Source organism: Brenneria nigrifluens DSM 30175 = ATCC 13028 (assembly GCF_005484965.1).
GTDB lineage: Bacteria > Pseudomonadota > Gammaproteobacteria > Enterobacterales > Enterobacteriaceae > Brenneria > Brenneria nigrifluens.
Genome location: NZ_CP034036.1, coordinates 1,924,090 through 1,944,057 on the forward strand (window position 1 = coordinate 1,924,090; position 19,968 = coordinate 1,944,057).

General features: G+C 57.5%; 18 protein-coding genes and 1 pseudogene. 12 read left to right on the forward strand and 7 right to left on the reverse strand.

The annotated features are described in order from the left end of the window. Nucleotides 1-2 precede the first annotated feature (2 nt). The 5 genes and pseudogenes from EH206_RS08875 to EH206_RS23625 form a co-directional block, all read right to left on the reverse strand. Nucleotides 3-152, reverse strand: a pseudogene (locus EH206_RS08875) (methylated-DNA--[protein]-cysteine S-methyltransferase); the annotation flags it as partial. Nucleotides 153-279: 127 nt separating this feature from the next. After that, nucleotides 280-1,935, reverse strand: coding sequence for an alpha,alpha-trehalase (locus EH206_RS08880; protein ID WP_009112440.1), 1,656 nt, complete (start codon nucleotides 1,933-1,935; stop codon nucleotides 280-282). A gap of 304 nt (nucleotides 1,936-2,239) precedes the next feature. Then, on the reverse strand, nucleotides 2,240-3,664 hold the full coding sequence (otsA, locus tag EH206_RS08885; RefSeq protein ID WP_009112441.1) for an alpha,alpha-trehalose-phosphate synthase: 1,425 nt from the start codon (nucleotides 3,662-3,664) through the stop codon (nucleotides 2,240-2,242). Beyond that, nucleotides 3,661-4,461: a trehalose-phosphatase gene (gene otsB, locus EH206_RS08890; RefSeq protein WP_009112442.1), complete on the reverse strand. Its 801-nt coding sequence runs from the start codon at nucleotides 4,459-4,461 to the stop codon at nucleotides 3,661-3,663. Before otsB ends, otsA begins: the two co-directional genes overlap by 4 nt. Before the next feature lie 207 nt (nucleotides 4,462-4,668). After that, complete coding sequence (locus EH206_RS23625) at nucleotides 4,669-4,989, reverse strand: IS66 family transposase (protein WP_050815596.1); 321 nt, start codon at nucleotides 4,987-4,989, stop codon at nucleotides 4,669-4,671. An 11-nt stretch (nucleotides 4,990-5,000) separates the two neighbouring features. Between EH206_RS23625 and EH206_RS08900 the strand changes: the two genes are divergently transcribed. Next, the gene (locus tag EH206_RS08900) at nucleotides 5,001-6,641 is read left to right on the forward strand and encodes an ABC transporter substrate-binding protein (protein ID WP_009112443.1); all 1,641 of its coding nucleotides are present in this window, start codon (nucleotides 5,001-5,003) and stop codon (nucleotides 6,639-6,641) included. A gap of 47 nt (nucleotides 6,642-6,688) precedes the next feature. Here the strand turns inward: EH206_RS08900 and ribA are convergent, their stop codons facing one another. Beyond that, nucleotides 6,689-7,282, reverse strand: a complete 594-nt coding sequence (gene ribA, locus EH206_RS08905; RefSeq protein ID WP_136163891.1) for a GTP cyclohydrolase II — start codon at nucleotides 7,280-7,282, stop codon at nucleotides 6,689-6,691. Between the two features lie 261 nt (nucleotides 7,283-7,543). Here ribA and pgpB point away from each other — a divergent pair, with 261 nt between their 5' ends. From pgpB to EH206_RS08950, 9 genes are all read left to right on the forward strand, one after another. Then, nucleotides 7,544-8,317 (forward strand): phosphatidylglycerophosphatase B, encoded by a 774-nt coding sequence (gene pgpB, locus EH206_RS08910; RefSeq protein WP_009112445.1) that lies wholly within the window; start codon nucleotides 7,544-7,546, stop codon nucleotides 8,315-8,317. A gap of 239 nt (nucleotides 8,318-8,556) precedes the next feature. Then, nucleotides 8,557-9,498 (forward strand): D-ribose ABC transporter substrate-binding protein, encoded by a 942-nt coding sequence (locus tag EH206_RS08915; RefSeq protein WP_009112446.1) that lies wholly within the window; start codon nucleotides 8,557-8,559, stop codon nucleotides 9,496-9,498. Between the two features lie 77 nt (nucleotides 9,499-9,575). Further along, the gene (locus EH206_RS08920; protein ID WP_009112447.1) at nucleotides 9,576-10,205 is read left to right on the forward strand and encodes a DUF2291 family protein; all 630 of its coding nucleotides are present in this window, start codon (nucleotides 9,576-9,578) and stop codon (nucleotides 10,203-10,205) included. Then, nucleotides 10,206-11,726 carry a sugar ABC transporter ATP-binding protein gene (locus EH206_RS08925; protein WP_009112448.1) on the forward strand — a complete coding sequence of 507 codons (1,521 nt, stop codon included), beginning with the start codon at nucleotides 10,206-10,208 and terminating at the stop codon, nucleotides 11,724-11,726. A gap of 2 nt (nucleotides 11,727-11,728) precedes the next feature. Beyond that, on the forward strand, nucleotides 11,729-12,826 hold the full coding sequence (locus EH206_RS08930; protein ID WP_009112449.1) for an ABC transporter permease: 1,098 nt from the start codon (nucleotides 11,729-11,731) through the stop codon (nucleotides 12,824-12,826). 146 nt (nucleotides 12,827-12,972) lie between these two features. Beyond that, nucleotides 12,973-13,803 carry a transketolase gene (locus EH206_RS08935; protein ID WP_009112450.1) on the forward strand — a complete coding sequence of 277 codons (831 nt, stop codon included), beginning with the start codon at nucleotides 12,973-12,975 and terminating at the stop codon, nucleotides 13,801-13,803. Further along, a complete protein-coding gene (locus tag EH206_RS08940; RefSeq protein ID WP_009112451.1) occupies nucleotides 13,796-14,740 on the forward strand; it encodes a transketolase family protein in 945 nt (314 codons plus the stop codon). The genes EH206_RS08935 and EH206_RS08940 overlap by 8 nt, the downstream gene beginning before the upstream one ends. 2 nt (nucleotides 14,741-14,742) lie before the next feature. Next, nucleotides 14,743-16,233 (forward strand): FGGY family carbohydrate kinase, encoded by a 1,491-nt coding sequence (locus EH206_RS08945; RefSeq protein ID WP_009112452.1) that lies wholly within the window; start codon nucleotides 14,743-14,745, stop codon nucleotides 16,231-16,233. A 59-nt stretch (nucleotides 16,234-16,292) separates the two neighbouring features. After that, a complete protein-coding gene (locus EH206_RS08950; protein ID WP_009112453.1) occupies nucleotides 16,293-17,291 on the forward strand; it encodes a sugar phosphate isomerase/epimerase family protein in 999 nt (332 codons plus the stop codon). A gap of 47 nt (nucleotides 17,292-17,338) precedes the next feature. Here the strand turns inward: EH206_RS08950 and EH206_RS08955 are convergent, their stop codons facing one another. Continuing rightward, entirely contained in the window at nucleotides 17,339-18,283 is a 945-nt protein-coding gene (locus tag EH206_RS08955; protein WP_009112454.1) for a sugar-binding transcriptional regulator, read from the reverse strand. Between the two features lie 193 nt (nucleotides 18,284-18,476). Between EH206_RS08955 and EH206_RS08960 the strand changes: the two genes are divergently transcribed. Together EH206_RS08960 and lapB are read left to right on the forward strand one after the other, a co-directional pair. Next, nucleotides 18,477-18,782 carry a LapA family protein gene (locus EH206_RS08960; protein ID WP_009112455.1) on the forward strand — a complete coding sequence of 102 codons (306 nt, stop codon included), beginning with the start codon at nucleotides 18,477-18,479 and terminating at the stop codon, nucleotides 18,780-18,782. Between the two features lie 13 nt (nucleotides 18,783-18,795). Then, entirely contained in the window at nucleotides 18,796-19,965 is a 1,170-nt protein-coding gene (lapB, locus tag EH206_RS08965; protein WP_009112456.1) for a lipopolysaccharide assembly protein LapB, read from the forward strand. Nucleotides 19,966-19,968 lie beyond the last annotated feature (3 nt).

The following is a 19,968-nucleotide window of genomic DNA, read 5'->3' on the forward strand; positions in this document are numbered from 1 at the left end:
CAGCCGTTGGCGCCGATTATCCGATGACAGGGAATCACGATACCGACCGGATTGGCGCCGTTGGCCAGCCCGACGGTGCGTACGGCCAGCGGGTTGTTGATGCGCGCGGCCAGCGCGCCGTAACTGAGGGTTTCCCCGGCCGGGATATCGCGCCGCAGCGGGGTAGCCATGCGCTCCAGGAAAAAACGTTGTGATTTCATTTGGTTTCACTTAAAGAACGGGGCAGCCATCCGCGGAACCGCGCCGGCAGCGGCAGGCGGGTGGCTCATACGAAAAACTTCATTCCAAAGGTTCTCCGTAAAGGCCAATCAGCCGGCGTACAACGCCGTTGGTCCAGCCAAAACCATCCTGAAGCGGGTATTCGCCCCCGCCGCCTTCGCGCGGGGTGCCGCCGGCGATATGGTATTTTTCAATCAGTTTATGGTTTTGGCGGTAAAAAAGGTTCACCGTTTTTAGCCAGCTGCGGGCAATTTCATCGCCAAGCGCGTCGTTGCCGTACAGTTTAAAGCCCTGAATGGCCATCCATTGCAGCGGCGCCCAGCCGTTGGGGTTATCCCATTGCTCACCGGTTTCATACTCGGTGGCCATGATCCCTCCCGGCGTGAGCAGGCGCGCGCGTACCGCTTCCGCCAGTCTGTCGGCCTGTTCGTGGGTGGCGAGTCCCACATACAGCGGTACGATGCTGGCGGCGGAGAAGAGCGCCATCTGCTGGCGGCGCCAGTCATAGTCGCGAAAACATCCTTGCTCCTCATCCCACAGATAGCGGTTAACGGCCGTGCGCCGCGCTTCCGCCTTGTGGCGAAATAGCGTCTCCGTCTCTCTATCCCCTTTCAAACCGGAGATATTGGCGATGGCGCCCTCCAGCTTGTAAAGAAAGGCGTTGAGATCCACCGGGATAAACTGCGTGGTGCGAATACTGGCGAGACGATGCGCATCGCGCAGCCAGCGCGACGAGTAGTCCCATCCCGAAGCGGCCCCCGCCCGTAGATCCCGGTAAACCTCATTTGCCGGACGGGTGGAGTGTCGCGCGGTTTCCACATCTTCGCGCCAGGATTCGTCGCGCGGGGTGTCCCTGTCGTCCCAGTAGCGGTTAAGCAGCGCGCCGTCCGGCATCCGCACTACGTGGCGATAGGCCTGGTTCAGCGCCAGCGATTCGGCGCCGTCCATCCAGAAAGCATACTCCAGCAGCAGATGCTCCAGATAACGGCGGGCGCCGCGCACACCGTCCTCTTCAAACAGTTCCACCATCAGCGCGAACACCGGCGGCTGCGAACGGCTGAGGTAATAGGTGCGATTGCCGTTGGGAATATGCCCGTAGGTTTCAATCATCCAGGCGAAATTATCCGCCATACAGCGCAGCAGGTCGTTGCGCCCGCTTTCCGCCAACCCCAGCATGGTGAAGTAGGAGTCCCAGTAGTAGGTTTCGCTGAAGCGGCCGCCCGGCACTATATAGGCCTGCGGCAGCGCCAGCAGCGACGACCACGGAATATGGTCCTGAGGCTCGCGCGTCAGCACGATCCACAGATTATCGATATGCTCTTTAAGGGAGTGCTGCGGATTGGAGATATAATCGCTGTCACGGCTTTCCGGCAGCCAGAAATGCGCTTCGACAAACTGCCTCAGGTCAAAATCGGGTTTGTTTTTCACCCGGCGGTAGCGGATAAGAATATCCAGCGGATCCATTTTGGGCGCGCAGTCGGGGAACGTCTTGCTGTCGTCGAAAATACGCGAGGACTGTACGCGCTCGAACAACTCCAGATAGCGATCGGCGGGGGTCAGCGCATCGGAAGGCGGCAGCCCTTCGATCATTTCCGGTTCCGGCTCCGCTTCGAGCATGTAATCCAGCGTTAACTCGACGGGATCAAGTTGGTATTGGCGATTTTTGTCGATGTCGAACTCCGCTGATTCAGCAACCGGTAATTTCGTATTGAACATGGGCTACAAACCTCCGCATGGCGTGGTAAAGATAAGGGATGTTGTCCAGGGTCTCGCTATTAAGTATAGACATCTGTTTCATCACCTACAGCAAAAAGTGTGCTACCCATCACGTTTTCCTATGACCGCCAAAGGCGAAAAATCATATAACTCGTTATTTATAAAAATAAAAAAACAACGCGGCATAACCACGCCATGCCGCAATCCGGCGCGTTTTGTTTGCAACGATTGATGTACGGCCCCGGTCAACGGGGCGGGACAGGGAAGGGATGAGGTTCGCCGCCGTCTGCAGCCAGGGCGGCGTTTATGAAGTCGGCGCTTGGGCGGCCGCGCCATACGCGGCGCTGCGCGGCTGGATGGTCCGCAGGTCTTGCAAATAACTATCACGCCAGCGCGCGATATCATTTTTGTGCAGCACCGCCATCATGTCGTTGTAGCGCGAGATACGCTCGGCCAGCGGCATGGTCAGCGCTTTATCCAGCGCCGCAGCCACTTCGTCCCGATCGTAAGGGTTGACGATAAGCGCGGCGGTCAGTTCATTGGCGGCGCCGGCGAATCGCGACAGCACCAGTACTCCCGGATCGTCAGGATCCTGTGCCGCCACATACTCTTTCGCCACCAGGTTCATGCCGTCGCGCAGCGGGGTGACCAGCCCGACATCCGTCAGACGAAATATTTTCATCAGCAGCCGGCGGTCGAAATGCTGGTTGAGATAGTAGAGCGGCGTACTGTTCAGGGTGCCGTATTTGCCGTTAATCCGTCCGACTTCCATCTCCAGTTGATGGCGAATATCCTGATAAGCTTGCACATCGCCGCGCGAGGTCGGGGCGATTTGCGAATAGCGAACATTGCCGCGATGCTGCGGGTAGTGCTCCAGCAAGGCCTCATAGGCAAGAAAGCGTTCCGGCAGCCCTTTGGAATAGTCCAGCCGTTCGCAGGAGATAATATTCTGCGCATCGCCCAGTTCGCGTTTCATCGCCGCCATTTTGGGCGGCAGCGGGCCTTCCGCCATCTCCTTGATGCTGTCCGGCGCTATGCCTATCGGATAAACCTCCGTCATAAACGTATTGCCGAAAGCGCGATGGGTTTTCGCCCCGATCGGCTGCAGCGCGGTCAGTTGCCCCAGGTTGTCGAGAAACGCCATGCGGTCGTTTTCCGTCTGAAATCCGAGCAAGTCATATTCGCACAGCATTTTCAGCAGTTCTTGATGGGTGGGCAGCGCATTGAAAATTTCCGGCGTCGGGAAGGGAATATGCAGGAAGAAACCGATACGGTTATTCACCCCTATTTTGCGCAACGCGGCGGCAAACGGCAGCAAATGATAATCATGGATCCACAGGATATCGTCCGGTTTGATCAACGGCTGTAACCGTTTGGCCAGCAGTTCGTTAACCCGACGGTAGCCTTCCCAGGCTTCGCGCTGAAACTGCACCAGGTCGATACGATAATGAAATGCCGGCCAGATGACGGTATTGGAAAACTGACAGTAGTAGAGATCGTAATCGTTTTGATTGAGCGGAAGCGCGGCATAAGTGATGCCGTCCACTTCCTGCAGATTCAGATCGTCCTCATCTTCACCGGATATTTCGCTTATCTCGCCGTTCCAGCCAAACCACAATCCCCCGGTGGCTTTCAATGCATCCAGAATACCTACGGCCAGTCCGCCGGCGCTGGACTTCGACTTATCAGGAATAGCGATACGATTAGATACGACAACCAGGCGACTCATAGCTTTAACTCCTTAGCGACGTTATCTTGCTTTAGTTGTAATAGTAATTGTTCAAGCCAGTGGTAAACGTCCGCTACCCGTCCGAGGCGGTAGCGGGCATGGCCTGAACCGTCTCCGACCTTAACGGAAATGCCCTGCATGGCATTCACTGCCAGAAATCCTTTCTCATCCGTCAGGTCGTCGCCAACAAAAACCGGGATGCGTCCGGTGAAAGGGGCTTCCTGCATAAAGGCGTTAATCGCCGCGCCCTTGTCGGTTCCTCGCGGCTTTATCTCCACCACGCATTTGCCGGGCTGGAGCGATAGTTGAGGAAAGCGCGCCACGGCGGACTCCGCCAGAGCTACTACCTGCGGCTGATACGGCATCGCCTGGCGATAGTGCAGTGCGAAAGCCATGCCTTTGGCCTCCAGCAAGGTGCCCGGCAGGGCGGCTATCGCGGGCTCCAGCATTCGCCGCAGGGATTCCGTCACTTCCGCCGGCAGCGTGACGCGATGCAGGTTACCCGCGCCGTCGCGCCGTTCGGCGCCGTGTACCCCGGCCAGCGGCAGCCTGAGCGGGGCGATCAGTTTATCCAACTGTTCGATGGGGCGGCCCGATATCAGCGCCAGCGCGCCGTGACACGCGGCCGACAACGCCTGCAAATTGACGCGCACATCAGCAGGAATGGCAACGGCGTCCGGCTGCGGCCGAATCTCCGCCAGCGTGCCGTCCACGTCGAAAAAGAAGGCGTATCGCCCGCCGTTCAGTATGGGGAGAGGCGGGGTGTCGGTGGTGTTTTCCGTCGCAATGGTGGTCAAACCGATCCTCCTGTCTGTATGGTGTGGGTATCGCACTTTGTTACGCTGTAACCTATTGCGCGTCCTGCCGTCATAATACCATCGTCCGCGCCAGGTGAGATCCCCGCTTCGCCATCGCGCGAGGCGTGTCTGCTGTTACGGTGGAACAAGGAAAACGCCGCAACGGGAACAATATACACATGCAGCGAATGGGCAGGATAAAACAGCTTATTTTGAATAAATCTGTTGATGGAACGCTCTATAACTGAATAAATATAACCCAATAATCACCACCTGATTGTGAACATCATTGCCATTCAGTGTAGCCGCTGGCGGATATTTTTCCAGACCGGCGGCGGGACCCAGCGCGGCGGGTAAGGGTTGCAACAGGTTCTGATGCAGCTTGCGGGTCAGCGGTTTCAGCGCCGCGCCAACCGCACCGAACCAGCCCGCGAGGGTACTGCGAGGGAGGTCGACGCCGCTGCGTTGATATATCGCCTGCTGACGGTAGAGCGGCAGGTGGTCAAGGCTTTTGGTTAGAGGATGCATAAGGAGATGGTATGATTTTAGCGTTAAACGTCGGTAAAAAAGCGCGCGGCGCTTTGCTGTTTTCGCTTTGTTCAGCGTTGCCCCCGGCTGCCGTTGATGCGGCGGCGGTGCCCGCGGGAGTGCAACTGGCGGAAAAACAGGAGCTGGTGCGCGGCAACGGTTCCGAACCCGCCTCGCTCGATGCGCATAAAGTGGAAAGCGATGTCGAAGCCAATATTATTCATGATTTTTTTGAAAAACTGATTGCGGTGCGTGATGACGGCAGCATTTCCGGCGGGCTGGCCGAAAAGTGGGAGCAGCAGGACCATCAGCTCTGGACGTTCCATTTGCGTCCGGATCTGAAGTGGTCCGACGGCACTCCGCTCACTGCCGACGATGTCGTCTTCAGTTGGCGGCGTCTGGTCGATCCGCAAACCCTTTCCCCCTATCAGTCCTATATCCCCAACATGCATGTGCGCAACGCGGCGGATATCGCGGCAGGGAAGAAGCCCGCCAGCGAGCTGGGCATCAGGGCGCTGGATAGGCGCACGGTACAAATCGAGTTGGATCGGCCTTTGTCCTATTTTCTGGCGATGGTCGCCCATTTTGCCGTCGTCACCCTGCCGCAAGCGGCGATTGAAAAGTATGGCGATAAATGGACCCAGCCCGGCAATTTCGTCGGCAGCGGTCCTTTTATCCTTGAGGAGTGGGTGGTCAACGAGCGCATTGTCGCCAAACGCAATCCCTATTATTGGGATAACGTCCATACCATACTCAACAAGGTGACCTATCTGCCCATCGTGTCAAACACGGCGGAGGTGAATCGCTACAAGACAGGGGAGGTGGAGGTGACTTTTACGCTGCCGCCGCATCTGTTCAAAGCGCTCAAGACGGAATTGCCCGATCAGGTTAAGGTGAACCCGCAGTTATCGACCTACTACTATAAATTCAATACGCAAAAACCGCCGTTTAACGACCCGCGCGTCAGACGGGCGCTGGATCTGGCGCTTGACAAAACGGTGATTGCCGAAAAAGTGTTGGGCATGGGACAAGTGCCCGCCTATAGCATCTTGCCGCCGGGTATGGCGGGCTATACCAGCCAACAGCCCGAATGGGCGGCCTGGACCCAGCAGCAGAGAAACGCCGAGGCGAAAAAGCTGCTGTCCGCCGCGGGGTTCAGCGCGCAGCGGCCGTTAAAGTTCGACCTGCTGTACAACACTTCCGAGTCGCATCAGCGGGTTGCCATCGCCGCCAGCTCCATGTGGAAGCAGGTGCTGGGCGTGGAGGCGCGGCTGAAAAATCAGGAGTGGAAGACCATGCTGGACACCATGCGGACCGGCGATTTCCAGGTGGTGAGATCGTCCTGGGCGGCGGATTATAACGAGCCTTCCACCTATTTTGATATCCTGCGTACCGGCAACAGCAATAATCAGGGGCGATTCACTCATGCCGAATACGACGCCCTGCTGGATCGCGCGGTCAACGCGAACTCGGTGGCGGCGCGTAATAGCGACGACTATCATCAGGCGGAAAAAATTCTTCAGCAGCAGGTTCCGCTGCTCCCCATCTATTACTATGTGCGCGCGCAACTGGTGAAACCTTATGTCGGCGGATTTAAGCCCGACCAGAAAGCGGATATATACAGCAAGGATATTTATATCATCAAGCATTAAGAGGAGATAAATGCCAGGGGGTGCCTGGCATTCGCCTTGACCGGCCGTTATTTCATATCCAGCAGATGTCCCATCTTGGCGGCTTTGGTCGCCAGATAGCGTTCGTTTTTCGGGTTGCGGCCCACCACTAACGGCACCCGCTCGACAATATTAATGCCGGCCTCATTGAGGATTTTTACTTTTTGCGGATTATTGGTCAGCAGGCGGACTTCATCAACGCCCAGCAGTTTGAACATATCGGCGCATAGGGTGAAGTCGCGTTCGTCGGCGGCAAAACCCAACTGATGGTTGGCTTCAACCGTATCGGCCCCCAGATCCTGTAACGCATAGGCGCGAATTTTATTCAGCAAACCGATATTGCGGCCTTCCTGCCGATGGTAGATCAATATACCGCGGCCTTCTTCGGCGATATGGCTCAGCGCGGCTTCAAGCTGAAACCCGCAGTCGCAGCGCAGGCTAAACAATGCATCACCCGTCAGACATTCCGAGTGCACTCGGGCCAGAACCGGAACCGAGCCGGAAATATCACCATAAACCAATGCGAGATGATCATGTCCCGTGGCGATCTCTTCAAATCCCACCATCAGGAAATCGCCCCAGGAGGTGGGTAATTTGGCATCTGCCACCCGTTTTAGCTGCATGTTATTCTCCCAAAAAACAAAAAATGCTGACGCGCATCCTACTGCCGGATGGGGGCTTTGACCAGCGAAAAACCATAGCTGGAAAGTTAAGGCATTGCACTCGCCGATCGTGCTTAAACGACGCGGAAATAGTGAGGTGATGGTTTTCCCGTTGACGAAACCGCGGGCTATTTTATGCCATACCAACGGCCGATGCCGGTTTTTCTGCTAGAATTGTGAAAATATTATTTCAGACATGACACTGAATTATAGGGAGAAATGATGTACGACATCGCCAAACGGACCACTATTGGTGCACTGTTTTTGCTGATCATGCCGTTGATTATTTGGGCCAGCGGGTGGCAGTGGCAACCGGAATATAGTGGCTTATGGCTGCGTATATTGTTCTGGACGACGGAAACGGTGACGTCGCCCTGGGGGACGTTAACCAGCATCATTCTGGGCCTCTGGTTTTTGTGGTGCTTGCGCTTTCGTCTGAAACCCGCGCTCGGTCTGCTGGCGATCATGATCATCACGGTAGTGATCGGCCAGGGGATGAAATCGGCGATTAAAGAGTGGGTTCAGGAGCCGCGCCCGTTTGTTGTCTGGCTGGAGAATCATCACCAGATTGACGATAGCTATTTCTATTCCCTGCCGCGTAAGGAACGCGCCGACGTGGTAAAAGAGCAACTGCATAACGAACGGCAGATCCCCAGTTGGCTGCGTCAGCACTGGCAGTTTGAAACCGGGTTCGCCTTTCCTTCCGGCCATACCATGTTCGCCGCTACCTGGGCGCTGCTGGGCGTCGGCTTATTGTGGGCGCGCCGGCATTACAAAACGGTGGTGGTTTTAATGCTGTGGGCGAGCGCGGTGATGGGAAGTCGTCTGGTGCTGGGGATGCATTGGCCGCGGGATCTGGTGGCCGCTACGCTGATAAGCTGGCTGCTGGTGGTGATTGCCTGCTGGCTGGCCCAGCAGTGGTACGGCCCGCTTTCTCTGCGGCGTGAAGAGAAAGCCGGACAGCGTCAGGACGACGCCCCGCAGGGGAAAACATAAATCGCCCAAGCGGCGCATGATGCGTCTAATATTATTCCGAATCTCCGCGGACGACCGGCCGTCATCCGCTTTCGCGTTGCTTAATTCCCGCCTTACCCTGCGTTGAATCATAAATGTAAACAATTTGTGAGCTGCTTCGCTATTCCTGTTTTTACCATTGGACAATTTTCGGTTGGCTTGCAAAACTCTTCTTGAATGTTAATTCAATATTGAATATATATTCAGAAAGGAGAATAATAATGAAACCTTACCTACTGAAACCCTGTCTGACGGCCATCATGCTTTCCCTTTCCGCCGCTGCCTTTGCGGCCGACAACGGGTTGATCGCCATTATTACCCCATCCCACGATAACCCCTTTTTTAAAGCCGAGGCGGAAGGCGCCAGGGCCAAGGCCATTGAATTGGGCTACACCGCCCTGGTCGCTTCCCACGACGATGACGTGAGCAAGCAAAACCAACTGATTGAAACGGCGATTGCCCGCAAGGCCAAAGCCATCGTGCTGGATAACGCCGGCGCCGATGCCACCATCGGGCCGTTGAAAAAAGCCAAGGCGGCGGGAATACCGGCCTTTCTCATCGATCGCGAGATCAATGAAACCGGCGTCGCGGTGGCGCAGATTGTTTCCAATAACTATCAGGGCGCGCAGCTTGGCGCCGAGAAGTTTGTTGAATTGATGGGGCAAAAAGGCAAATACGTTGAATTGATCGGCCGCGAGTCGGACACCAACGCGCACGTTCGTTCCCAGGGCTATCACGACGTGATCGACGAATACCAGGATCTGAAGATGGTTGCCCGGCAGACCGCCAACTGGAGCCAGACCGAAGCTTTCAACCGTATGGAAGCCATCCTGCAGGCCAATCCGGATATCGCCGGGGTCATTTCCGGCAACGACACCATGGCGCTGGGCGCCGAAGCGGCGCTGAAAGCGGCTGGGCGGCATGATGTCATCGTGGTGGGGTTTGACGGCAGCGACTACGTGCGCGATTCCATTATCAATAAAGGCAACATCAAGGCGACGGTGCTGCAACCCGGCTGGGAGCAGGCGCAGATGGCGGTGGAACAGGCCGACTATTACCTGAAGAACGGTAAAGCCCGGCATGACGAAAAACAGCTGATGGACTGCATTCTGATTGATGAATCCAACGCCGGCAAGCTCAGTACATTTGCGTTGAAACCCTAAGCGCGGCAATCGTAAAAAGGAGTGACCGGGGGCGCAAGCGCCCCGAGTCAGGCGCGTGCAACAATAGAGGAGCCATTATGCAGCGTTATCAACGATGCCGTACCAGGTGGATCGGTTTATGCGCGCTGTTGCTGTCGGCCTGTACGGTGGTGGATCTGGATGAAAACGGCAAGCCGATTATCCCCGTCGATCCGTCCGCGACCCCGAGCTATAACAACATGACGCCGGATACTATTGCGACCCAACTCTGGCAACCGAAGCTGCTGCCGCTGGCACAGGAAGAGGCGCTGAGCTGGGATGAACTGAAAAAGCAGCAGGCGACGCTGACGGGCGGCGCCGGCAAAGCGGTGTATGCGCGGTTTCAGGGCCAGGTGGTGAAAGTCGATCGTCAAGGCCGTGAAGGACGGTTGGAGATCGCCGTGCAGGGCGAGACGGTTGCGCTGCAACTGGGGCCTATCGTCAAGGGCAATGCGATTCGCGATGCCGCCGGGTTTATTCGCTTTGAGGATTTTAAAAATCAGGTGCAGTTCGCCCAACTGGCGCGTTCGCTTAATAAAAAGGCCATGGAGAATTTGTCCGCTATTGATCAGGGCTGGCAGGGAAAAGATATCCGGGTGCTTGCCGCGTTAAGGCTGAGCGGGCAGGACATCCGCGACGCGGTTCCGCTCGAATTGCTCCCATCCGAATCACCCAGGGAGGCGCAGTAAATGACCCGGAAACCGGACATTGTCATGGCTACCCGCGGCGTCACGATGCTGTTTCCCGGCACCAAAGCGCTGGATAACGTGGATTACAACGTCTATCGCGGCAAGGTGAATGTGATCATCGGGGAGAACGGCGCGGGTAAATCGACGCTGATGAAAATATTGGCCGGCGTACAGCAGCCGACCGCCGGCCAGATCCTGCTGAACGGCGAGGTGGTGCGCATCGCCAATACCCGGGACGCGGCGGCCAAAGGCATCGGCATGGTGCATCAGGAGCTTAACCTGTCTGAAAACCTCACCGTGGCGGAGAACATTTTTCTCGGGCGGGAGATTCAGAAAGGGCTGGCGCCTATCGATTACCAGCAACAGGAGAACATCGCCGCGCAGCTGATGGCGCGCCTCGATCAGGATATTTCGCCGCGCACCGAGGTGGCCGGCCTGAAAGTGGGGCAGCAGCAGCTGGTGGAAATCGCCAAGGCGCTGGCCGAACAGGCCGATATCCTGATTCTCGATGAGCCCACCTCGGCGTTAAGTAAAACCGAAGTGGACATCCTGTTTCGGGTGATCCGCGAGCTTACCCGGCAAAACGTCTCCATTATTTATATTTCCCACCGGCTGGAAGAGCTGATGGCCATTGGCGATTACATCACCATCTTGCGCGACGGCCGTTTTCAGGCCGAAGCGGCGGTCAATGAAATCGACGTGCCGTGGATCATTCGGGAAATGCTGGGCGGCGATCCGGTATCCAGTTTCCTGCAGCCGGGGCGGACTTTCGGCTCGCCGGTACTGGAAGCGGAACATATCACCTGCCTCAACGATGCGGGCAACAAAGTGGTCAACGATGTCTCCTTTATGGTGAGAGAGGGCGAAATCGTCGGCATTTACGGTCTGATGGGGGCGGGGCGCACCGAACTGTTCGAGTGCCTGCTGGGAACGCAGCATGACTATCTGGGCAAGATTTACCTTGATAGCAAGCCGGTGCATACGCGCCTGTCCACCGCCGATCGTATCCGCATGGGCATGAGCCTGGTGCCGGAAGACCGCAAAAAAACCGGCATTTTCCCCTTATCGTCGGTGGCCTCCAACCTGACCATCGCCAGCCTATGGCGGCGGCTGAAATACGGGATGGCGATATTCCACCGGGAGGAAGAGAAAGTGGTCGCCACCACTATCGGCAGGCTGGGTATCAAGGTTTCCTCGCCGCAGGTGGAGATTCAGGCGCTGAGCGGCGGCAATCAGCAGAAAGTGGTTATCGGCCGCTCGCTGCTGACCAGCCCCAAGATCCTGCTGCTGGATGAGCCGACCCGCGGAATCGACGTGGGGGCAAAGGCCGACGTATTTGAAATGATGGTCAAGCTGTCTGAGCAGGGTATCGGCGTACTGTTTTCCACCTCGGACCTGAAGGAAATCATGGCGGTATCGGATAGTATTCTGGTGATGTCGAACGGCAAGCTGACGGCGAATATCGCCCGTCAGTCCGCCAGCGAGTCGGCATTGGTTTCGGCAAGTGCACAAGGGTTCTGACAATGAAAACGACTAACCTTCCGGCGGCGTCCGGCGCGCTATTACCCGGCAAGTTCGTACGCTCGCGTGAGGGCTTGCTGTTGCTGATCCTCAGGCTGCGCACTTTTATCGCGCTGTTTCTGATTCTCGGCTTTTTCGCCTTTACCGTTCCGGGTTTTCTGGCGACCGGCAGCCTGATCATTATGGTCAAACACATCGCCATCAATGCGTTTCTGGCGCTGGGGATCACCTTCGTCATTATCACCGCCGGCATCGACCTGTCGATAGGCGCAACGCTGGGGCTATGCGGCATGATCGCCGGCTATATGATTACCCAGGGGATCGTCCTGCCGATGTTCGGCATCGCCATTTTCCCCGGCGTATGGGTGATAGTGCCGGTGGTATTGCTGATCGGCGCCTTTATCGGGGCGATTAACGGCTGGATCATCACTCGTTACAACGTGGCGCCGTTCATCTGTACCCTGGGTACGATGTATATCGTACGCGGCGCCGCCATGCTGATTTCCGGCGGTGAAACCTTCCCGGGATTGGCGGGGAATCCCCAACTGGGCAATACCGGTTTTGAGCTGATCGGCGCGGGCACGATCCTCGGCCTGCCGTTCGCCATCTGGCTGATGTTCGTGCTGGCGCTGGTTATCGCCTACGTGGCTCGCCGTCTGCCGTTCGGCCGCCATGTCTACGCCATTGGCGATAACGAACGCGCCGCCGAATTATCGGGGGTGAAAGTGCGCCAGGTAAAAGTCTGGGTATACACCATTTCAGGTTTCTGCGCCGCCATTGCCGGGATTGTGGTTTCCTCCCAACTGGTCGCCAGCCATCCGGCCACCGGGACGGCGTTTGAAATGAACGCCATCGCCGCGGTGGTGCTTGGCGGAACCTCGCTGGCCGGGGGACGGGGAACGATACTGGGAACGCTGATCGGCGCTTTTGTCATCGGCATTCTGGCGGATGGTCTGGTGATGATGGGGGTAAGTGAATTCTGGCAGATGGTGATTAAAGGCATTGTAATTATTGTGGCGGTCATCATTGACCAGATGCAAAACCGCATGCAGCACAAGGCGGCGATTGTATCGCAAAAGGTAGCAGCGGAAGGGGCGTAGCGGTCTGGCATTGATTTGCTGCCAATTGCTGCTCAGCAAGCAGGAGGAGGCGGCCGGCGAAACGCGCCAGATCGGAGATGCTGTTTTTTTTGTCTGTTGTGGAATAAATATTCGAATTTGAGTAAAAATTCAAGGCGAGGTGAAGTATGAATCCGTACGCATTGTCGGTGGAGGCGCTGACGCGAAAAGCCCGCGCCATTCGGCGCCGTATCATTAATCTGAATGCCAACAGCCCGGCGGGCGGCCATACCGGGGCCGACCTTTCACAGGTTGAAATCCTGACGGCGCTCTACTTTCGTATCCTGAACTGCGCGCCGGACCGTCTTCAGGACCCGCAGCGGGACATCTATATCCAGTCCAAGGGGCACGCGGTGGGCGGGTATTACTGCTGCCTGGCGGAAGCGGGATTCTTCCCTGAATCCTGGCTGGCGACTTATCAGCATCCGGACTCGCACTTGCCGGGACATCCGGTGAAGTACAAGACGCCGGGGATCGAGCTGAATACCGGCGCGCTGGGCCACGGCCTGCCGGTTTCCGTGGGGATCGCGCTGGCGGCGAAACGGGATAACAGCCCGCGGCGGGTATTTGTGGTGACCGGCGACGGGGAGCTGGCCGAAGGCAGCAACTGGGAAGCGGCCCTGGCGGCGGCGCATTACCAACTGGATAACCTGGTCATCATCAACGACAAGAACAAGCTGCAGCTGGCCGGCACCACCTGTTCCATCATGAATACCGACCCGCTGGCGGATAAATGGCGCGCATTCGGCCTGAACGTCACCGAATGCGCCGGCAATGATATGCGCTCGGTGGTGAAGACGCTGGAGAACCTGCCCGCTAACGGTAAACCCAACGTGGTGATCGCCAATACGGAAAAAGGCGCGGGCGTCTCCTTTATTCAGGGGCGCGCGGAATGGCATCACCGGGTGCCGAAAGGCGAAGAAATCGCGCTGGCGTTGGAGGAATTAAAAGATGAATAACGCAGAACATCTGGCCAGTGTGATGGTCGAGCAATTTATTAACGCGGTTGATCGGGGCATCGATCTGGTGCCGGTGGTGGCCGACTCTACCTCTACCGCGAAAATCGCCCCCTTTGTCAAGCGCTTCCCCGACCGTATCGTCAACGTGGGGATTGCGGAGCAAACCATGGTGGGAACGGCGGTAGGACTTTCCATCGGCGGCAAGGTGGCGGTGACCTGTAACGCCGCGCCGTTTTTGATTTCGCGCGCCAATGAACAGGTCAAGGTCGACGTCTGTTACAACAACAGCAACGTCAAGCTGTTCGGGTTGAACGCCGGATGCAGCTACGGCCCGCTCGCCAGTACTCATCACAGTATCGACGATATCGCGGTGCTGCGGGGCTTTGGCAACATTGAAATCTATGCGCCCTCCAGCCCCGAAGAGTGCCGCCAGATTATCGACTATGCCCTGGAACATCAGGGGCCGGTGTATATCCGCCTGGACGGCAAACCGTTACCGGCGTTGCACGACCAGCATTACCGCTTTGCGCCGGGGCAAATCGATGTGCTGCGTACGGGCCGCGATATCACCCTGGTCGGGCTCGGCTCTACCGTGCACGAAGTGGTTACCGCCGCTGAGTTATTGGCGGAAAAGGGCATCGCTGCTACGGTGGTCAACCTTTCTTCGGTGCGGCCGTGCGATACTCGCCGACTGCTTGAAATTCTGCGCGCCGCGCCGCGGGTCATCACCGTCGAAGAGCATAACGTCAACGGCGGAGCGGGCAGTTTGGTGGCCGAGGTTCTGGCGGAAGCGGGCAGCGGTATTTCCCTGTTGCGCCTGGGTATTCCCGACGGCCAGTATGCGATAGCGGCGGATCGGGCGGCGATGCGCGCGCACCACGGCCTGGACGCGGCAGGCATTGCGCAGGCGGCGCAGCGTCTCTGTCCGGGGGCCTAATCATGTTTACACCGATTATTTTGGCAATAGACGAAGGCACGACTAATGCTAAAGCGGTCGCGGTAGATGCCCAGGGGCGTATTCTGTCCAAGGCGGCGGTGGCCTTGCAGATCGCCCACCCGGAGCCGGGACGGGCGGAACAGGACGCCATGGCCATCTGGCGCGCCGTTTGCCAGGCGGTGGAGTCCTGTCTGTCATCGCTGAACCGGGTGCAGGTGGCGGGTATCGCCATCAGCAATCAGCGTGAGTCGGTGCTGATTTGGGAAAGGCATTCAGGACGGCCTTTGACGCCGCTGGTCAGCTGGCAGGATCGCCGTTCGGAACGCTTTTGCCAGGCCTTGCAGGGCGGCGCCGAAGAAAAGCTGATCGAAGCCCGCAGCGGTCTGCCGCTGGACCCGCTGTTCCCGGCGGCCAAAATCCACAGCATGCTGGCCGAGTTGCCGGACGGCGTATCCCGCGCCGCCCACGGCGAGTTATGCGTCGGAACCGTTGACTGCTGGCTTAACTGGCAGCTCAGCGGCAGCCAGGCTTATTCGACGGATTACTCCAATGCCGCCCGCACCCAGCTTTTCGATATTCACCGCCAATGCTGGGATGAGGATCTGCTGGCGCTTTTCGCTATTCCCAGCGTATGCCTTCCCGCGGTGACGCCTTCGTCGGCGCTGCATGGGTATACCGCGCTGACGGAAATCAAAGGGCTGGCGGCCGGCATTCCGATCGTCGCGCTGATTGGCGACTCCCACGCCGCGTTATACGGACAGGGGATCAATCAAAGCGGCGCCATCAAGGCCACCTATGGCACCGGCTCGTCGTTGATGACCACCATCGCCAACCCGCACGCTCACTCCAGCGGATTAAGCACCACTATCGCCTGGCATGACGGCGAGCTGCGCTATGCGCTGGAGGGAAACATTACCCATACCGGCTCCGGCTTTGCCTGGATAGGCAAGATGCTGGGCATTCCTTCCGTCGCGCAGCTGACGGAGCTGGCCTTGAGCGCGCCGTCGGCGCAAGGGGTGTTTTTCGTACCGGCGTTATCGGGGCTTGGAGCGCCGCACTGGGATACTCACGCCCGCGGTCTGCTCTGCGGCCTGACCGATGCAACCACGCCGGCGACCATCGCCAGGGCGGGGCTGGAATCGATTGCCTACCAGATCGCCGATGTTTTTTTCGCCATGGAGCAGGCGGCGCAATGCGCGCTGCCGGCGCTGCGCGTAGACGGCGGCGCCACGCAAAACCGCTGGCTGATGCAATTTCAGGCCGATCTGCTGCAACGTCCCCTTATTCGCAATCATAACGCCGAGGTCTCGGCGCTGGGGGCGGCCTATCTGGGGGGCAAAACGCTGGGATGGTGGCGTGACGGCGAGCAGATCGCCGCTTTGCCGCGCGAAGTGGAGTTTATCGAGCCGCGGGCGCCGAATGGGGCGCTCCAGGAGAGTTATGCGCAGTGGCAGACGGCGGTGGCCCGCGCCCGTTTCACCCGGTCTCTTTGATATGCCGGGCAACAATAGCTGTGCCTGGCTGATTACTAATAAATGAGGACGACTTAATTATGGCAACCTACACCTATCCTGAATTCGGCGCCGGTTTATGGCATTTCGCCAACTATATCGACCGTTACGCCGTCGATGGCTATGGTCCGGCGCTGAGTACGCTGGATCAGATTAAAGCGGCGCAAGAAGTCGGCGAACTCTCTTACGTCGATTTACCCTATCCGTTCACGCCCGGCGTCACGCTGGCGGAAGTAAAAGACGCCCTGAAAGACGCCGGATTAAAAGCGATTGGCATCACGCCGGAAATCTACCTGCGCAAATGGTCGCGCGGCGCGTTTACCAACCCCGATGCCGCGGCGCGGGCGGCGGCCTTTGAACTAATGCATGAGTCGGCCGGCGTTGTGCGTGAATTGGGAGCGAACTACGTTAAAGTCTGGCCGGGACAGGATGGCTGGGACTATCCGTTTCAGGTAAGCCATAAAAACCTGTGGAAACTGGCGGTCGACGGCATGCGCGATCTGGCCGGCGCCAACCCGGACGTAAAATTCGCCATTGAATATAAACCGCGCGAGCCGCGCGTCAAAATGACCTGGGACTCCGCCGCCCGCACGCTGCTGGGCATCGAAGATATCGGTCTGGATAACGTCGGCGTGCTGCTGGATTTCGGTCACGCGCTGTACGGCGGCGAATCTCCCGCCGACTCCGCTCAGTTAATCATCGATCGCGGCCGCTTATTCGGCATGGACGTCAATGATAATCTGCGCGGCTGGGACGACGACCTGGTGGTCGGCACCGTGCATATGACCGAAATTTTCGAATTCTTCTATGTACTAAAAATCAATAACTGGCAGGGCGTCTGGCAATTGGATCAGTTCCCCTTCCGCGAAAACCATGTCGAAGCCGCCCGGCTATCGATCCGCTTTCTGAAACACGTCTATCGGGCGCTGGATAAACTGGATATTCCCGCGCTGCAGGCGGCGCAGGAAGCGCAGGATGCCTTACGGGCGCAGCGTATCGTACAGGATGCGCTGCTCTCGTCGATCAACGTCGCCGAGTAGGGGATAAACCGCCCGCCGGGTTCCTCCGGCGGGCAATCAGCCTTGTATTACACCAGCGTTTCGGCCGTCAGCCGGTCGGTGATTAGCACGTCAATATAGTTGCCCGTCAACGCGCCCCGAATGGCGGCGCTCTTGTCCACGCCGCCGGCCAGGGCGACCACCCGCGGGCAGCGGCGCAACTGCGACAGCGCCATGCCGATAACCGGATCTTCCTCATCCTGCAATACCGGTTCCCCCCGCGCGTTGTAGTAGTGCAGGCACAGGTCGCCCACCGCGCCGCGCCGCGCCAGTAACTGCAGCATTTCCTCGTGGTAATAGTTGCCGGAATTTTTTAACAACTGCGAAGGTTCCAGTACGCCAATGCCGACCAGGGCCAGACTGACGTCGCTGAATTTGGCCACCACGCTGGACACTTCATCGCTGGTAATCAACCGGGTGCGATCTTCCACCGAGCGTTCTATACTTTGCGCCGGCAGCAGATAGGCCGGGCAGTTGAGCAGGTTGGCCAGGGTTTGCGTCAGGATGGTGGCCTGCACGTTGCCGTTGGGACCGACGCCGCCGAGTAATTGAATCACCCCCCGCGCCTTGGTGCCAAGAGGGTGGAGATTATCCACCATCGCGCGCAGCGTGCTGCTCCATGATGAGATGCCCACCAGATCGTCGGGGCGGATGCTGGTCTGCAGATAATGAGCCGCCGCCGAACCAATGGTCTGTTTCACTTGGGAAAGGTTGGCGGTATCGGCCACATCGACCACAATTGCCTGGTCGATGGCATAGCGTTTCTGAATGGCCGACTCCAGCGCCATAAACATATTGGCGGGCTGAACCACGCTGATTTTGACCACCCCCTCTTTAACCGAGCGGGTGATGGCGCGTGATACAAAAGATTGCGACAAATGGAGAGACTCGGCAATTTCTGATTGTTTCATCCTTTCGCTATAATAAAGCGTGGCGATCTTGACCAATAGTCGCTGTTCATCCTGTTTTGACATGTTTATCCCTCCGGTTGACGCGCGCCTATCATTTTTATTCAGCTTGGAATAAATAACAAGCACCAGCGATGGCCACGGCAGGCGGCAGGGGGAGCGATTCCCCAGTCTGCGGGGGAAATGGTAATTTAATGGGGTTTATCGCCAAAATTTGGCATAATTCATTTAGTTAATAGTAAATAACAGGAAAGAAAACGTGAAATATTTGCTGATTTTTTTACTCGTGCTGGCGATATTCATCATTTCTGTCACACTGGGCGCGCACAACGATCGGGTGATTACGTTTAATTATCTGCTGGCGCAAGGGGATTATCGCGTATCAACCCTGCTTGCCACCCTGTTTGCGCTGGGATTTATTCTTGGCTGGGTAATCTGCGGTCTGTTTTATCTTCGTCAGCGCATTGCATTAGGCCGCGCGCAACGTAAAATCAAGCGTCTGGAACAACAACTCTCTGCCTCTAACGAGGAAAGCGTGGCGCCAGTACAGCCTGCCACCCACTAAGGAATCATTCTCTATGTTAGAACTGCTGTTTCTGTTGCTGCCAGTGGCCGCCGCTTACGGTTGGTACATGGGACGCAGAAGTGCGCAGCAGGACAAGGAGCAGGAGTCCAACCGCCTGTCGCGTGAGTACGTCACCGGGGTGAACTTTCTGCTATCCAACCAGCAGGATAAAGCCGTCGAACTGTTTCTCGACATGCTCAAGGACGACAGCAATACCTTTGAAGCCCATATCACGCTGGGCAATCTGTTTCGTTCCCGCGGCGAAGTCGATCGCGCCATCCGTATCCATCAGGCGCTGACCGAAAGCACCTCGCTTACCTTTGAGCAGCGTTTGCTGGCGGTACAGCAACTGGGGCGCGACTATATGGCGGCAGGGCTGTATGACCGCGCCGAAGAAATTTTCAACCAGTTGGTGGATGAAGAGGATTTCCGCCGCAGCGCCCTGCAGCAGCTTTTGCTGATCCACCAGGCGACCAGCGACTGGCTAAACGCCATTGATGTGGCGGAAAAGCTGGTCAAAATGGGTGAAGATCAACTGCGGGTGAACATTGCCCATTTCTACTGTGAACAGGCGCTGCTCGCCATGGGGAGCGACGATCTGGACAAGGCGCTGGCGTTGCTGAAAAAGGGCGCCGCGGCGGATAAACAGTGCGCCCGCATATCGATTATGATGGGGCGCATCTATATGGCGCAGCAGCACTATTCCCGCGCCGTTGAATCTCTGCAACAGGTGCTCGACCAGGACAAAGAGCTGGTCAGTGAAACGTTGCCGATGCTGCAGGAGTGCTATCAGCATTTGCAACAGCCTCAGGTCTGGGCCGAATTTCTGAAACGCTGCGTGGAGGAGAACACCGGCGCGACCGCGGAGCTGTTGCTGGGCGATATTCTTGAGCAAGAGCAGGGGACGGAAGCGGCGCAGGTATATATCACCCGCCAGCTTCAGCGGCACCCGACGATGCGCGTATTTCATCGGCTGATGGATTTTCACCTCAATGACGCGGAGGACGGCCGGGCAAAAGAGAGCCTGCTGGTGCTGCGCGACATGGTCGGCGAGCAAATCCGCACCAAACCGCGCTATACCTGCCGCAAGTGCGGCTTCACCTCGCAATCGCTCTACTGGCACTGTCCTTCCTGCCGCTCCTGGGCAAGCATCAAACCTATCCGCGGCCTGGACGGCCAGTAACGG